This window comes from Cronobacter sakazakii, assembly GCF_000982825.1.
Classification (GTDB): domain Bacteria; phylum Pseudomonadota; class Gammaproteobacteria; order Enterobacterales; family Enterobacteriaceae; genus Cronobacter; species Cronobacter sakazakii.
This window is the reverse complement of the sequence record NZ_CP011047.1, coordinates 3,907,014-3,920,794: the sequence shown is the minus strand read 5'-3', so window position 1 is coordinate 3,920,794 and position 13,781 is coordinate 3,907,014. Positions and strand designations below refer to the sequence as shown.

The following is a 13,781-nucleotide window of genomic DNA, read 5'->3' as shown; positions in this document are numbered from 1 at the left end:
TGGGCCGTCGTCTCAGGCGAACGGCGCTTCGCCGTTCAGCACCTTGTCGATAACATCCAGTACACCATCCTGATTATTGGCTGGCGCACGATAGCGCGCGACCTTGTGAATCGCCTCCGGCGCGTTGTCCATCGCGAACCCAAACCCCGCGTGGCGCAGCATCTCGACGTCATTGCCGCCGTCGCCAAACGTCACGACCTCGCTATCCGCAATGCCCCAGCGCTGTTGCAGCATCTGAATGCCGTTGGCTTTGTGAAGCCCCGGAATGATGAGATCGATAGAGCCGTGGCCGCTGGAGACCGGCACCACAATGCCTTCAAACGCCTCGGTCAGTTCGTCCATTCTTTTTAGCAACTGGATATCCGGCAGGTTGAGCGCGAATTTAAAGAAAATGTCCCGCGCGTCGTGCAGGTCGTCGACAAAATCCAGGCGGTGATAGTAGCGCGCCGCCATGTTTTTGAAGCGCTCATCGTAGCGCTTAAGCGTGTAGCCGCTGTTTTTTCCGCAGGCGATAATCTCTAAATCGTCGAGCGTCATCAGGTGGTCAATGACGTGACGATACTCGTCATCACTCAACTCGCCGTTAAAGACATCTTCGCCTTCGCATACCACCCACGCGCCGTTTTCCGCCACGAAGGCGATGTCGTCGGCGATGTCCGGAAAAAACGACGTCAGTTGGTAGTATTGGTTGCCGCTCGCCACCACAAAACGGATGCCGCGCGCTTTCATTTCGGCGTACTGCTTAAGAAAACGCTCACGGTGATAGGTTTTGTCGTCGCGTAAAAACGTGCCGTCCATATCCACGGCGATTAACTTAACTGTCATAAACGCTCCTTAAGGATTTACCAGGCCGGACGCGGTAAAAGTGCGGATAATGGCCTGTTAACATAAGCTGTGGTTATTAAAAGGATTTTCACTTAATTCAAATTTACACCTAAAGCTAAACTGCCTGGGGGCCGATAGTAGCCTTGTTAACGACTCTCCGATGTGCGAAACGGCAACCCTATGGCGACTATCTTCAACAACCTGATGTCCGGCAATGTCCTGACGCAGCAGAAAAAAACGGCCGCTAGCTTAAGCCAGTCCATCGAGCGGCTCTCATCCGGCATGCGCATTAACAGCGCGAAGGACGACGCTGCCGGGCAGGCTATTGCCAACCGTATGTCTGCCACGCTCAGGGCGAATGACGTGGCCTCGCGCAGCATGAACGACGGGATAAGCCTCTCGCAGACGGCCGAGGGTGCGCTCTCTGAAGTCACCGATCTGCTGACGCGCGCAAAATCGCTGGCGGTGCAGTCCGCAACCGGCACGCTGGATGCAAGCGATCGCGCGGCGATTTCCGCTGAATTCAGCGAGATCAAAGCGCAGATAGACGCCATTTCCACAGGGACGACGATTTTCGGCAAATATCCGCTGGCGCCCGCGGCATCCCCGCCACCGCCCGCGTCGCAGCTCGGTAATATTCCGTCTATCAACCAGCGCTTCCCGGTGCCGGGCCAGCAATACACCTTTACTTCCGGACTGGTGCCGCTGGCCTATATTCCCGCTGGCGCAACTGACATTACGCTGACGATTAACTCGGGCTGGATGGATGACGATATCCAACTGTTCAGCCGTGATGGCAGCCATCTCGTCGGTACGCCGGTGAATGGCCCCACGCGCGACTTCACCTGGACGAATAACGGCGTGAACAGCACCGCGACGGCGAATACCAAAATCATCTCCACCGATAACGGTTTTTTGCCGGGTGCCAGCTACAGCGACGCGAACCTGACACAGGGGCCGCCCACTTACAACGTGAGCGGCGGCGCGGTGAAGCAGTACAACGGCATGACCATCACCTATAGTGGCGACGGCGACCGCTACGAGACGCCCGCGACGGGCTGGGCCAACAACGGTACGGTGTCGCCGGGCAACTATCTTGAGCGGTTGTCCATTGATAAGGTGACGGAAGATGTGATCATCATGGTGGTGGGCAACGGCTCGTTTTACGGCGAGATGACCTGGACCAAACTGCCGAAGCCAACCGATCCGCCGGATAACGGGCCGGTCAGCACCGATACGGATATTGTGATGAGCGCCGACTACGGCGAGGCGGTGCAGTATAAAACCATTCCCGGCACGCCTTCGGACACCAAAACGCTCGGCCTTGATACCGCGCGGCTTGATAATCAGCAGAGCGCGTCGCAGGCGATAGATGCTATCGATCATGCGATCGATACCGTAAGCGCGTATCGCGGCACTTACGGTAGCCTGGTGAACACGTTTGACTCGGCGAAAGAGGCGATGGCGCAGAAGACCGTCGCCACGACCGCCGCGCGCAGCCGCATCGAAGACGCGGATTTCGCGCAGGAGGCGAGCAACCTCAGCCGGACGCAGATCCTGCAACAGGCCGGGAACGCCGTGCTGGCTCAGGCGAACCAGCAGGCGGAGAGCGTGCTCTCGCTTCTTAAATAACGTCACGCGCCTGCCCGGACGCTGACTCAACCGGCGTGGCGGGTTTCGCCACCGCGCGGGCCACCAGAGCCGCCAGCACCACCAGCGTTAATACCACCAGCATCGCGCTGCGTAATCCGTAATGTTCCCCCAGGAAGCCGAGTAACGGCGGGCCCACCAGGAAGGCGACATAGCCTGCCGTTGCCACCACGCTCACGCGCACCGGCGCATCCGGCCCGGTATCGCTCGCCGCCGAAATGGTCAGCGGGAAGCCGAGCGACGCGCCCAGCCCCCACAGCAGCACCGACACGCTCGCGATAATCGGGTTATCAACAAAGATAATCAGCCCGATGCCGAGCGCGCCCATCATGGCGCTGGCGCGCACCACGTTAACGCGGCTATAGCGGTCGATAAACCAGCCGCCAAAGAAGCGCCCAAGCGTCATGCCGAGCGTGAAACCGGCGTAGATCAGCGAGCCGGAAGTGGGGCTAAAACCGTGACCGTCCACCATCAATAACGGCAGCCAGTCGTTGGCGGAGCCTTCGGCAAACGCCATCGCCAGCACAATCAGGCCAATCAGCAGCAACTGGGTATCTTTCCAGAACGGGATATGACCGGCAGGGCGCTGCTGGCGCGCTTCTTTCGCCTCTTTACCGACGCCGTGTGGAATAGCCCGCAGCCCGATAATAATCGGGATGACCGTCACCAGCGTGGCGATAGTCAAATGCAGATCGGCGCGGAAATGGAACGCCGTCAGGCTCAGGCCGATGCCTGCGCCAATCAGCGTGCCGAGACTGTAAAAGCCGTGCATCATCGGCAGCACGGTTTTGTTCTGTAACTGCTCGACCGTCGCGCCTTCCACATTGAGCGCCACTTCGGCGGAGCCCATCCCCGCGCCCAGCACCGCCAGCCCGCAGGCGAACAGCAGCGGCGAGGCGAACCACAGCGCGAGCGCCATCAGCAACATGCCGATAACCCCAAGCGCCATGCCGTTGCGGATAACCGTATGCGTGCCGAGGCGCTTCACCAGCCAGCCGGAGCAGAGAATACCGCTCATGGAGCCAACGGAAAGCCCGAACAACACGATGCCCATCCCGGCGGTGGAGACCGCCAGCACATCACGAATGGACGGCGTGCGGGTCGCCCAGGAGGCCATCAACAGGCCCGGCAGAAAGAAAAACAGAAACAGCGCCCACGTCCGGTGACGCAGCGCGGAAGAGTGATTCACGTCGGATGACATAGCCCATTCGCCTGGAGTGAAAAAGAAACCTTTAAAACGTAGCAAGGTTGTGTACATTTGTACACATACAGAAAATGCTTTCCGGCTGAGAATTCGACACCCTATGGCGACACGACAAAACGACCCGCAACGCCGCGAGCGCATTCTGGAAGCGACGCTCGCCTGCATCGCCACTCACGGCTTTCATCATATTACGCACCGCAAAATCGCCCTTGAGGCAGGCGTGCCGCTGGGCTCCGTCACCTACTATTTCACTTCGCTGGAGGCATTGCTGGCGGAGGCGTTTACGCGTTTCGCCGAGAGCATGTCGCGCCAGTATCAGGCGCTGATGGCGCAGGCGCAGAGCCGCGAGGAAGCCTGCGAGGCATTAACGGCGCTGATTTGCGGCGCGCAGGTGACGACGCCTGAAAATATGGAGCTGATGTACCAGCTCTACGCCTACGCGAGCCGCCAGCCGCAACTTAAAATCATCATGCAGGACTGGATGCGCCGCAGCCAGCAGACGCTCGAAACCTGGTTCGACCCGGCGACCGCCCGCGCGCTTGATGCGTTTGTCGAAGGGATGACGCTGCACTACGTCGTTGACCGCGAGCCGCTGAACCGCGAAACCATCCGCAGTATGGTCGGGAGAATTGTGGGGGAGGGGTGACAGGAACTGGATACACGAAACCAGGAAAGATACTTCTGGTCAATTAAGGCTAATTAAAAAAATGCAAAATCTCTTAAGCGGAATATCACTTTAATACACGGGTATAAAAAGGACAGAAACGGATGAGGACGGTATCTGATAAAGAGATTCAGGCAATGATCTTAAAAGAATTGCCACTGGTGACGTCTTTTACACTTAAAACACAACAGCATGATATCGACAGCCCTTTGCAGGAAACGTTTGACGCTGAGGATATCGCCGAGATGGCACAGGCGCTTTTTAGTCACTTCCGTACAGAGCACAGCCGCTTTGATCTCACCGTTTATTATCCATGGAAAATTCCACGCCTGTTTTCACGCAAGCCAGTGATACAAGATAAACCGCCGTTGACAATCAGGATGTTTGTGGAGTCGGTGAAGGCGGGACGATGGTTGGATGGGAATTGTATGGAGTAGTTATAATCTGATTCAGCGTTAGCTATTATTAAAAATGCAGGAATGCGCACGAAAATCCATCCTTTTTTAAATCACATTTTTTGCAAATGTGATAAGTGAGGTTTATTAAGGATGAGTAAGCGTGAAGATATTGTAGATGGGAAGTTGAGTTCTGGTCTTAAATATGGGCTTGTCTATACTGAGGTTCTGGGCTGGATTGATTTAGGCCACGCACAGGGTAACGATATAAGGAAATTATTAAGGGATTTTGCAGTCGGGGAGTCATCTGGCAAAAAAGAATACAACGTGTCTTACTCGCAATCGATGGTTGATCCCACAAGGTCTATAAAAATGGGAAAGTTCCTTACCTGGACTATCAAACGCGGACGTACTTATAACGAGCAATTGAGCATCGCCTTAGCCATGATGATGATTCTGGCCGGAAAGTTTGAAGGATTACAAAGTTCATTTTTTATCCGTTTATTTACAGACAGTGGATTTAGTGGTGAAGATTTGATTTCAGATTTGTTGGGCTTTTATCGTGTAGTCGCTATATATAATCCTTTCGACTTGTTGCGGCCAGTCAGTAGAGAGGATGCTTTAACTCGCTGGGACTACTACGGTAAAATTGGTAACTGGAAGAGTGATGATTTCAGACCATGGCTTTTTCCTGACCCAGAACGGTTTCCTAACGCAAAACCGCGTAAGGGATATCTGCCTTATTTTATGCGAACTGTCACTCCATGGCATGACTTCCGCTCTGGCATTGTTAAAATTAACACTATGAACGGGAATTATATCGATAGGGCTAAAGGAGGTTCGCTACCTTATGCGTAAGAAGACAAAAGTCTTTATTGGTCTGGTTGTGCTTTTGGCTGGTGCATTCGGCTGTGCTATTCCGTATATCAAAATGGAATTTACAGAAAGTGCTTACTATACCGAAAAAGATGAAAGGGAGTATCGCTTCTTCACGCCCCAAATCTTACAGGAAATGCCACGGATTTCTGAAAAATACGAATTTAGCTTTATCAATGTTAGCGGGCCTGCTTCTCAGGTGCATGTGGTCAAATTCTATGGGACATCTGATACCAGGCAGGTGGACCGTTACCTCACCTCTAAAGGCTATAAAAAACAGGCAACCTGCGATATCGAGGCAACTTGCTGGCGCGGCAGTGATCCACAAGAAACGCTCTATGTTGGAACTTTCAAGGACAAAAATATGGTCATGGTTCAGGTCGTTATTGATTTTACATAGACAGTAAAACGGTTTTTTTACCAGGAAAATAGTTTTTGAACGGGTGGTAAGAACCGAAAGACCCTTGAGTGGCATCCGAGGCCATGTTTGGTCACTGAGACATAAGTGCATAAGCGGCAATACCAAACCCCGGACAACAAAAAACCCATCAACCTTGAACCAAGATGGCGGGGTTGATGGGCTCCACAAAATGGGGACATCAAAGAAAAGCAGTGGCACTAATTGAGACTGATGCTTTTTCGAAAAGTTCGCGCCATCTGCAAAATTTCTCGTTTTTTTATGTGCCGGGCCAGATGATGACGATAAACGTACCGGCAAGCGTCAACAGCACGTTGGCTATCGCATAGGTGCCCGCGTAGCCGAGCGCCGGGATATTGCTGCGCGCGGTATCGCTGATGATCTCCATCGCAGGTGCGCAGGTGCGTGCGCCCATCATCGCGCCAAACAGCAGCGCGCGGTTCATGCGCAGCACATACGCGCCGAACAGGAAGCAAATCACCACCGGCAGCAGGCTCACTATCAAACCCGCAAACAGCATCTGGCCGCCCACAGCGCCGAGGCCGTGGCCGATGCCGCTGCCCGCGCTCAGGCCCACGCCCGCCATAAACACCATCAGGCCAAACTCTTTCACCATCATCAGCGCGCCCTGCGGGATATAGCCGAACGTCGGGTGGTTGGCGCGCAGGAAGCCGAGCATGATCCCGGCGAACAGCAGACCGGCGGCGTTACCGATACCGAAGCTGAACGAGCTGAACTGGAAAGTGATCATCCCGATCATCAGGCCGACAATAAAGAAGGCGCAGAAGGCGAGAAGGTCCGTTACCTGGCTGTGGATGGAGATAAACCCGATACGGTCGGCGATGGTTTTCACGCGTCGTGCGTCGCCGCTCACCTGTAAGACGTCGCCTTTGTTAAGGACGATGTTGTCGTCAATCGGCATCTCAATCTGGCTACGGATGACGCGGTTTAAGAAGCAGCCGTGGTCGGTGAGCTTGAGCTGGCCGAGACGGCGGCCCACCACGTTGTGGTTTTTCACCACGATCTCTTCAGTGACGATGCGCATGTCGAGCAGATCGCGGTCGAACACCTCTTTACCGTTGCGAAAGCTCGGGTCGAGGCGCGCGTGGGCGTCCGGGTAGCCTACCAGCGCAATCTCATCGCCCATCTGCAAGACCGCGTCGCCGTCCGGGCTCGCAAGAATGCCGTTGCGGCGAATACGCTCGATGTAACAGCCGGTCTGGCGATAGATGCCAAGCTCGCGCAGGTTTTTGCCGTCGGCCCAGGCGACCAGCTCCGGCCCCACGCGATAGGCGCGGATAACCGGCAGATAGACTTTGCGGTTGGCGTCGGTATCGAGACCGCGCTCGCGCGCAATTTGCTGGGCGCTGGTTTGCAGATCCTGGTGCTGGAGTTTCGGCAGGTAGCGCGCCCCGAAAATCAGGCTTACCAGCCCGATAAGGTACGTCAGCGCATAGCCGAGGCTCAGGTGATCCAGCGCCTGGGCAAGCTGTGCGCCTTCCATACCAGCGTGGCGTAATGTGTCGCCCGCGCCCACCAGCACGGGGGTGGAGGTCATTGAACCCGCCAGCATCCCGGCGGTCAGGCCGATATCCCAGCCGAACGCGCGGCCAAGCCCGAGCGCAATGAGCAGAGCGCTGCCGACCATGACCAGCGCCAGCATCAGATAATTCTTACCGTCGCGAAAGAAAATAGAAAAAAAGTTAGGGCCGGCTTCGACACCGACGCAAAAAATAAACAGCATAAAGCCGAGGTTAAGCGCGTCGGTGTTAATCGAAAAATGCTGCTGGCCTAATAATAATGAAACGACTAAAACGCCAATGGAATTACCCAGTTGCACAGAACCCAGGCGTAATTTACCAAGACACAGGCCGAGCGCCAGCACCACAAATAATAACAGGATGTAATTCCCGTTTAACAAATCTGCGACGTTTATATTCACGGAGGCTAACTTCTTGTTTACCAGTAAGTTGTTGAAAAGGAGAGGCTTCTGGGCTAGGATTTTGCTTATGTTTTACCGGAAGTTCGCTTTTTCCGGAGCCATTATTTCGTCTGCATAAGCTTTTAGCCGCCGCTAGTTTAATCGTTATGAATAGTATCGGCCAGCAAGAATATTCTATTACCCGCAGTTAATTATGAGGCACGGACTGCCGCCATGCTTTATCTGACTAAACATCCGCACCGGCGGAGAGGAGATCAGGTTGATACAGGCACTATCAGGGGGATATTTGTTGATGCGACGTCATAGCCGGGCTGCGACCGCCTGCTGTTTTATTCTGTTTCTGGCGGTATTCATGGCACAAAAAATGGTGCCGGGTACGTTCGCGCCAGGTGCCGGAACGATGGATCTGGGGATTTTATCTTTTATGCTGCCTGGCGCTGTGGCGGGTGTTTGCGCCAGACGGGGCCGTGAACTTAAGCCGCTGGCAGGCGCGCTTATCGCCGCGCCGCTCTGCCTGGTGCTTTTGCATCTGTGGGGCGGGGAAGCGCGCTCCTTCTGGCAGGAGCTGGCGTGGATTTTCAGCGCGCTGTTCTGGTGCTCTATCGGCTCGCTCTGCTGGCTGTTCCTGCTTACGCTGCGCCATCGCGGGGATAGCAGACGCCGGCTGTAACGGCCGGTTTCATTTTCGTTTCTTAACGCAACGTTCCGTTAACCGCCATCCGGCGCATTACGATTATACTGATGTGTTTGGGCAAGCTTTCGCTTGCTTTTCAACACACCAGGAATAAGGAAAACGTGATGACGCCAACGATTGAGCTGCTTTGCTCGCACCGTTCCATTCGCCACTATACCGATGAGCCCATCAGCGACGCCCAGCGTGAAGCGATTATCCACGCGGCGCAGTCCGCCTCCAGCTCCAGTTTCCTGCAGTGCAGCTCCATTATTCGTGTAACCGACCGCGCGATGCGTGAGCAACTGGTGACGCTGACCGGCGGTCAGCCGCACGTCGCGAAAGCCGCCGAGTTCTGGGTTTTCTGCGCCGATTTCAACCGTCATCTGCAAATCTGCCCGGATGCGCAACTGGGGCTGGCTGAACAGCTTTTGCTTGGCGTGGTAGATACCGCGATGCTCGGACAAAACGCGCTGGTCGCGGCGGAATCGCTTGGCCTCGGCGGGGTTTACATCGGCGGTATTCGTAACAGCATTGAAGCGGTCACAGAACTGCTGGGCCTGCCGAAACATGTGCTGCCGCTGTTTGGCCTGTGCCTCGGCTGGCCGGCGGACAATCCGCAGGTGAAACCGCGTATGCCTGCGGGCCTGATGGTGCACGAAAACCGCTACCAGCCGGTCGACCGTGAACTGCTTGCTGAATATGACGAAGAGATAGCCGACTACTACCTGCATCGCGACAGCAACGCCCGCCGCGACACCTGGAGCGATCAGATCCGCCGCACCATCATTAAAGAGAACCGTCCGTTTATTCTCGACTATCTGCACAAGCAGGGCTGGGCGACACGCTAAGCCTTTTTACACTCCCCCGCCCGCGCGGGGGCGTGTATGATAGGCCGGTTTTCACGACGTGTTCAGAGAGGTGCAGGGTGAAAATCGCCATTTTGTCCCGGGACGGTACGCTCTATTCTTGTAAACGCCTGCGCGAAGCCGCCACGCGGCGCGGCCATCAGGTGGAAATTCTCGATCCGCTTTCCTGTTATATGACCATCAACCCTGCGGCGTCCTGCGTGCATTATAAAGGCCGTCAGCTGCCGCATTTCGATGCGGTGATCCCGCGCATTGGCTCTGCCATCACCTTTTACGGTACCGCCGCGCTGCGCCAGTTCGAAATGCTTGGCAGTTATCCGCTGAATGAATCGGTCGCCATTACCCGCGCGCGCGATAAGCTGCGCTCGCTGCAGCTGCTGGCGCGTCAGGGCATCGATTTGCCCATCACCGGCATTGCCCATTCGCCGGACGACACCAGCGATCTTATCGATATGGTGGGCGGCGCGCCGCTGGTGGTGAAACTGGTGGAAGGCACGCAGGGCATCGGCGTGGTGCTGGCCGAAACCCGCCAGGCGGCCGAAAGCGTGATTGACGCCTTTCGCGGGCTCAACGCGCATATTCTCGTGCAGGAGTATATTAAAGAAGCCAGAGGGCGCGATATCCGCTGCCTGGTGGTGGGCGACCGCGTGGTCGCGGCCATTGAGCGCCAGGCGAAAGAGGGCGATTTCCGCTCGAACCTGCACCGCGGCGGCGTGGCACGTATTGCGGAGATTAGCGAGCGCGAGCGCGACATCGCGATTAAAGCCGCCGCCACGCTCGGGCTTGATGTTGCAGGCGTCGATATTCTGCGCGCTGACCGCGGCCCGCTGGTGATGGAAGTCAACGCCTCGCCGGGCCTGGAAGGCATTGAGAAAACCACCGGTATGGATATCGCCGGGCAGATGATCAACTGGATCGAACGCCACGCGCGCCCAGACTACTGCCTCAAAACCGGTGGTTAACCTGGCATCATGGTATAACGCCCGTTTTTTGCGTAAGCTATCCGATTGACATGTTTGTTGACTAAGAGGCTACAGGTTTTATGGATTCACTCGTCGTCCCGACGCTGGACACCCTGCGCCGCTGGCTCGATAACCTCGGCGTGAGCTTTTTCGAGTGTGATACCTGCCAGGCGCTCCATCTTCCCCATATGCAGAATTTCGAAGGCGTATTCGACGCCAAGATAGATCTGGTGGACAACGTGGTGATGTTTTCCGCGATGGCGGAAATCAAGCCCTCGGCGCTGCTGACGGTCGCCGCCGATCTCTCAGCCATTAATGCCGGTTCGTTGACCTTAAAGGCTTTTCTCGATATCCAGGATGATAACCTGCCGAAGCTGGTGGTGTGTCAGACGCTGCTCGTGGAAATGGGCGTGACGGTGGCACAGTTCGAAGCGTTTTACCGCCAGAGCGAACAGCAGACCTCGATGGTGCTTATGGAAGCGCGCGCGCATCACCTGATTTATACCCCCGAAGAGGATGAAAAAGGGGAACCCGAAGTGAATAACCATTTTCTTCACTGATCCCGCCTGCTTTTAGCGCAGTCGCCACCAGGGCGGCTGCGTATTTCCCGTTTTTATCCTGTAAATAAACTGTTGCGATAGCATAAATCACCGCTCACATCGCTATTTTGGCTTATCACATAGACCAAATCTGGCTAAAAAATTGTTAAATGGAGTTTTTTATTCCGGGCTATAGCCTCGGGGTCAGGCTACAGTTATCCTTGCGAAGCTGCATACAGCGTGCAATGTCTGCCGGAGAGCCGCGCTCTTTTTTCTGTGCAGAATGACCATCTATGCATGAATATTGCATATGTTTAATTGCGTAAATTTAGTTCGCGCCGACGCGGACTTTTACCCTTTATTCAGAAGGAAAACAGATATGTCCACCCAGAGTAAAAAATGGTTATCGGGTGTGGTTGCCGGTGCGTTGATGGCCGTTTCTGCGACGACCCTGGCGGCTGAACAGAAAACGCTGCATGTGTATAACTGGTCAGACTATATTGCCCCGGACACGATCGCGAATTTCACTAAAGAGACCGGCATTAAAGTCGTCTATGACGTGTTCGATTCCAACGAAGTGCTGGAAGGCAAACTGATGGCGGGCAGCACCGGTTTTGACCTCGTCGTGCCGTCCGCAAGCTTCCTTGAGCGCCAGCTCACCGCCGGCGTGTTCCAGCCGCTTGATAAGAGCAAACTGCCGAACTGGAAAAATCTCGATCCGGAAATCCTCAAGCTGGTGGCAAAGCACGACCCTGATAACAAATACGCGATGCCTTACCTGTGGGCGACCACCGGCATCGGCTATAACGTGGACAAAGTGAAAGCCGCGCTCGGCACCGATGCCCCGCTGAATAGCTGGGATCTGGTGCTGAAACCGGAAAATCTCGAAAAACTCAAAAGCTGCGGTGTCTCCTTCCTGGATGCCCCGGAAGAAATTTTCGCGACCGTGCTGAATTACCTCGGCAAAGATCCGAACAGCAGCAAAGCGGATGACTACAGCGGTGCGGCGACCGATCTGCTGCTGAAGCTGCGTCCGAATATCCGTTACTTCCACTCCTCCCAGTACATCAACGATCTGGCGAACGGCGACATCTGTGTGGCCATCGGCTGGGCGGGCGATGTGTGGCAGGCGGCGAACCGCGCGAAAGAGGCGAAGAACGGCGTCAATATCTCTTACACCATTCCGAAAGAAGGCGCGCTGGCGTTCTTTGACGTCTTCGCGATGCCGGCGGACGCCAAAAACAAAGACGAAGCGTACCAGTTCCTCAACTACCTGATGCGCCCGGACGTCATGGCACACATCAGCGACCACGTCTACTACGCGAGCGGCAACAAAGCTTCCACGCCGCTGGTGAGCAAAGAGGTGCGCGACAATCCGGGCATCTACCCGCCGCCGGACGTGATGGCCAAACTCTTCACCCTCAAAGTGCAGGAGCCGAAGCTGGATCGCGTCAGAACCCGCGCCTGGACCAAAGTGAAAAGCGGTAAATAAGGCCGTTTTGCCGTAAATGGTGTGCATCGGGGCGGTGCAACTGCCCCATAACAGAACAGAGGACACGCGCCTCTGTTCTGCCATTTGTGCGGCAACCGGGCCGCACAGGTACTTTTGCTTTTTGCCGGAGAGCAATGTAGTGAACGACGCTATTCCCCGCCCACAGGCGAAACCCCGCAAGGCGCTGACCCCGCTGCTGGAAATCCGTAACCTGACCAAATCGTTCGACGGCCAGCACGCCGTCGATGACGTCAGCCTGACCATCTATAAAGGCGAAATTTTCGCGCTGCTCGGTGCCTCCGGGTGCGGAAAATCAACGCTTCTGCGTATGCTCGCGGGCTTTGAAATTCCCACCGCCGGGCAGATTGTGCTGGATGGCGTGGATCTCTCCCACGTGCCGCCCTACCAGCGCCCCATCAATATGATGTTCCAGTCCTACGCGCTCTTTCCGCATATGACGGTTGAGCAGAATATCGCTTTCGGCCTGAAACAGGACAAACTGCCGAAGGCGGAGATAGCAGGCCGCGTCGAAGAGATGCTCGGCCTGGTGCATATGCAGGAGTTCGCGAAGCGTAAGCCGCACCAGCTTTCCGGCGGCCAGCGGCAGCGCGTGGCGCTGGCCCGCAGCCTCGCCAAACGCCCGAAACTGCTGCTGCTCGACGAGCCGATGGGCGCGCTCGATAAAAAGCTGCGCGACCGTATGCAGCTTGAAGTCGTCGATATTCTTGAGCGCGTCGGCGTGACCTGCGTGATGGTGACGCACGATCAGGAAGAGGCGATGACGATGGCAGGCCGCATCGCCATCATGAACCGCGGCAAGTTTGTGCAAATCGGTGAGCCGGAAGAGATTTACGAGCATCCCACCACCCGCTACAGCGCGGAGTTTATCGGCTCGGTGAACGTCTTCGACGGGCTGCTGCGTGAACGTCGCGACGACGGATTAATCATCGACGCGCCGGGGCTGGTGCATCCGCTGAAAGTGGATCCGGACGCCTCGGTGGTGGACGGCGTGCCGGTTCACGTGGCGCTGCGCCCGGAGAAAGTGATGCTCTGCGACGAGCCGCCCGCCGATGGCTTTAACTTTGGCGTGGGTGAAGTGGTGCATATTGCCTATCTTGGCGATCTCTCTATCTACCACGTGCGGCTGCACAGCGGGCAGATGATCAGCGCGCAGTTGCAGAACGCGCACCGCTACCGCAAAGGCGCGCCCACCTGGGGTGATGAAGTCCGCCTGTGCTGGGACGCGGACAGCTGCGTTGTGCTGACGGTGTAAGG

Annotated in this window: 14 protein-coding genes; 11 read left to right on the top strand and 3 right to left on the bottom strand. The window is 56.0% G+C overall.

The window, feature by feature from the left end; translation table 11 throughout:
- Window positions 1-12 precede the first annotated feature (12 nt).
- Window positions 13-825 (bottom strand): Cof-type HAD-IIB family hydrolase, encoded by an 813-nt coding sequence (locus tag CSK29544_RS18650; protein ID WP_007901370.1) that lies wholly within the window; start codon window positions 823-825, stop codon window positions 13-15.
- A gap of 180 nt (window positions 826-1,005) precedes the next feature.
- Here CSK29544_RS18650 and CSK29544_RS18645 point away from each other — a divergent pair, with 180 nt between their 5' ends.
- Window positions 1,006-2,457 (top strand): flagellin N-terminal helical domain-containing protein, encoded by a 1,452-nt coding sequence (locus tag CSK29544_RS18645; protein WP_007901367.1) that lies wholly within the window; start codon window positions 1,006-1,008, stop codon window positions 2,455-2,457.
- On the opposite strand, the gene CSK29544_RS18640 is transcribed toward CSK29544_RS18645, so the two are convergent.
- The gene (locus CSK29544_RS18640) at window positions 2,450-3,676 is read right to left on the bottom strand and encodes an MFS transporter (protein WP_007901364.1); all 1,227 of its coding nucleotides are present in this window, start codon (window positions 3,674-3,676) and stop codon (window positions 2,450-2,452) included. The genes CSK29544_RS18645 and CSK29544_RS18640 overlap by 8 nt on opposite strands.
- A gap of 103 nt (window positions 3,677-3,779) precedes the next feature.
- On the opposite strand from CSK29544_RS18640, the gene CSK29544_RS18635 reads away from it, so the two are divergent.
- From CSK29544_RS18635 to CSK29544_RS18620, 4 genes are all read left to right on the top strand, one after another.
- A complete protein-coding gene (locus tag CSK29544_RS18635; protein ID WP_029038916.1) occupies window positions 3,780-4,325 on the top strand; it encodes a TetR/AcrR family transcriptional regulator in 546 nt (181 codons plus the stop codon).
- Window positions 4,326-4,447: 122 nt separating this feature from the next.
- Complete coding sequence (locus CSK29544_RS18630) at window positions 4,448-4,780, top strand: DUF1493 family protein (protein ID WP_029038917.1); 333 nt, start codon at window positions 4,448-4,450, stop codon at window positions 4,778-4,780.
- Window positions 4,781-4,891: 111 nt separating this feature from the next.
- The gene (locus tag CSK29544_RS18625) at window positions 4,892-5,596 is read left to right on the top strand and encodes a hypothetical protein (RefSeq protein ID WP_029038918.1); all 705 of its coding nucleotides are present in this window, start codon (window positions 4,892-4,894) and stop codon (window positions 5,594-5,596) included.
- Window positions 5,589-6,014, top strand: a complete 426-nt coding sequence (locus CSK29544_RS18620; RefSeq protein WP_007901359.1) for a hypothetical protein — start codon at window positions 5,589-5,591, stop codon at window positions 6,012-6,014. The genes CSK29544_RS18625 and CSK29544_RS18620 overlap by 8 nt, the downstream gene beginning before the upstream one ends.
- Window positions 6,015-6,291: 277 nt before the next feature.
- Here CSK29544_RS18620 and CSK29544_RS18615 read toward each other — a convergent pair whose 3' ends face one another.
- Window positions 6,292-7,974 carry an aspartate:alanine antiporter gene (locus tag CSK29544_RS18615; RefSeq protein ID WP_007901356.1) on the bottom strand — a complete coding sequence of 561 codons (1,683 nt, stop codon included), beginning with the start codon at window positions 7,972-7,974 and terminating at the stop codon, window positions 6,292-6,294.
- A 292-nt stretch (window positions 7,975-8,266) separates the two neighbouring features.
- Here CSK29544_RS18615 and ybjM point away from each other — a divergent pair, with 292 nt between their 5' ends.
- The 6 genes from ybjM (at window position 8,267) to potG (ending at window position 13,779) form a co-directional block, all read left to right on the top strand.
- Window positions 8,267-8,644: an inner membrane protein YbjM gene (ybjM, locus tag CSK29544_RS18610; RefSeq protein WP_007901354.1), complete on the top strand. Its 378-nt coding sequence runs from the start codon at window positions 8,267-8,269 to the stop codon at window positions 8,642-8,644.
- 128 nt (window positions 8,645-8,772) lie between these two features.
- Entirely contained in the window at window positions 8,773-9,495 is a 723-nt protein-coding gene (gene nfsA / locus CSK29544_RS18605; protein ID WP_007848889.1) for an oxygen-insensitive NADPH nitroreductase, read from the top strand.
- A gap of 77 nt (window positions 9,496-9,572) precedes the next feature.
- The gene (gene rimK, locus CSK29544_RS18600; RefSeq protein ID WP_007901351.1) at window positions 9,573-10,475 is read left to right on the top strand and encodes a 30S ribosomal protein S6--L-glutamate ligase; all 903 of its coding nucleotides are present in this window, start codon (window positions 9,573-9,575) and stop codon (window positions 10,473-10,475) included.
- Between the two features lie 80 nt (window positions 10,476-10,555).
- Window positions 10,556-11,035 carry a type III secretion system chaperone family protein gene (locus CSK29544_RS18595; RefSeq protein WP_004385778.1) on the top strand — a complete coding sequence of 160 codons (480 nt, stop codon included), beginning with the start codon at window positions 10,556-10,558 and terminating at the stop codon, window positions 11,033-11,035.
- A gap of 358 nt (window positions 11,036-11,393) precedes the next feature.
- Window positions 11,394-12,506 (top strand): spermidine/putrescine ABC transporter substrate-binding protein PotF, encoded by a 1,113-nt coding sequence (potF, locus tag CSK29544_RS18590; RefSeq protein WP_007707336.1) that lies wholly within the window; start codon window positions 11,394-11,396, stop codon window positions 12,504-12,506.
- 139 nt (window positions 12,507-12,645) lie between these two features.
- Window positions 12,646-13,779, top strand: coding sequence for a putrescine ABC transporter ATP-binding subunit PotG (potG, locus tag CSK29544_RS18585; RefSeq protein WP_004385776.1), 1,134 nt, complete (start codon window positions 12,646-12,648; stop codon window positions 13,777-13,779).
- The last annotated feature ends 2 nt before the right edge of the window (window positions 13,780-13,781 follow it).

What these genes read in the sequence shown, in the direction of transcription:
- CSK29544_RS18650 (WP_007901370.1), bottom strand. Translation starts at nt 825, where the DNA reads ATGACAGTTAAGTTAATCGCCGTGGATATGGACGGCACGTTTTTACGC.
- CSK29544_RS18645 (WP_007901367.1), top strand. Translation starts at nt 1,006, where the DNA reads ATGGCGACTATCTTCAACAACCTGATGTCCGGCAATGTCCTGACGCAG.
- CSK29544_RS18640 (WP_007901364.1), bottom strand. Translation starts at nt 3,676, where the DNA reads ATGTCATCCGACGTGAATCACTCTTCCGCGCTGCGTCACCGGACGTGG.
- CSK29544_RS18635 (WP_029038916.1), top strand. Translation starts at nt 3,780, where the DNA reads ATGGCGACACGACAAAACGACCCGCAACGCCGCGAGCGCATTCTGGAA.
- CSK29544_RS18630 (WP_029038917.1), top strand. Translation starts at nt 4,448, where the DNA reads ATGAGGACGGTATCTGATAAAGAGATTCAGGCAATGATCTTAAAAGAA.
- CSK29544_RS18625 (WP_029038918.1), top strand. Translation starts at nt 4,892, where the DNA reads ATGAGTAAGCGTGAAGATATTGTAGATGGGAAGTTGAGTTCTGGTCTT.
- CSK29544_RS18620 (WP_007901359.1), top strand. Translation starts at nt 5,589, where the DNA reads ATGCGTAAGAAGACAAAAGTCTTTATTGGTCTGGTTGTGCTTTTGGCT.
- ybjM (WP_007901354.1), top strand. Translation starts at nt 8,267, where the DNA reads ATGCGACGTCATAGCCGGGCTGCGACCGCCTGCTGTTTTATTCTGTTT.
- nfsA (WP_007848889.1), top strand. Translation starts at nt 8,773, where the DNA reads ATGACGCCAACGATTGAGCTGCTTTGCTCGCACCGTTCCATTCGCCAC.
- CSK29544_RS18595 (WP_004385778.1), top strand. Translation starts at nt 10,556, where the DNA reads ATGGATTCACTCGTCGTCCCGACGCTGGACACCCTGCGCCGCTGGCTC.
- potF (WP_007707336.1), top strand. Translation starts at nt 11,394, where the DNA reads ATGTCCACCCAGAGTAAAAAATGGTTATCGGGTGTGGTTGCCGGTGCG.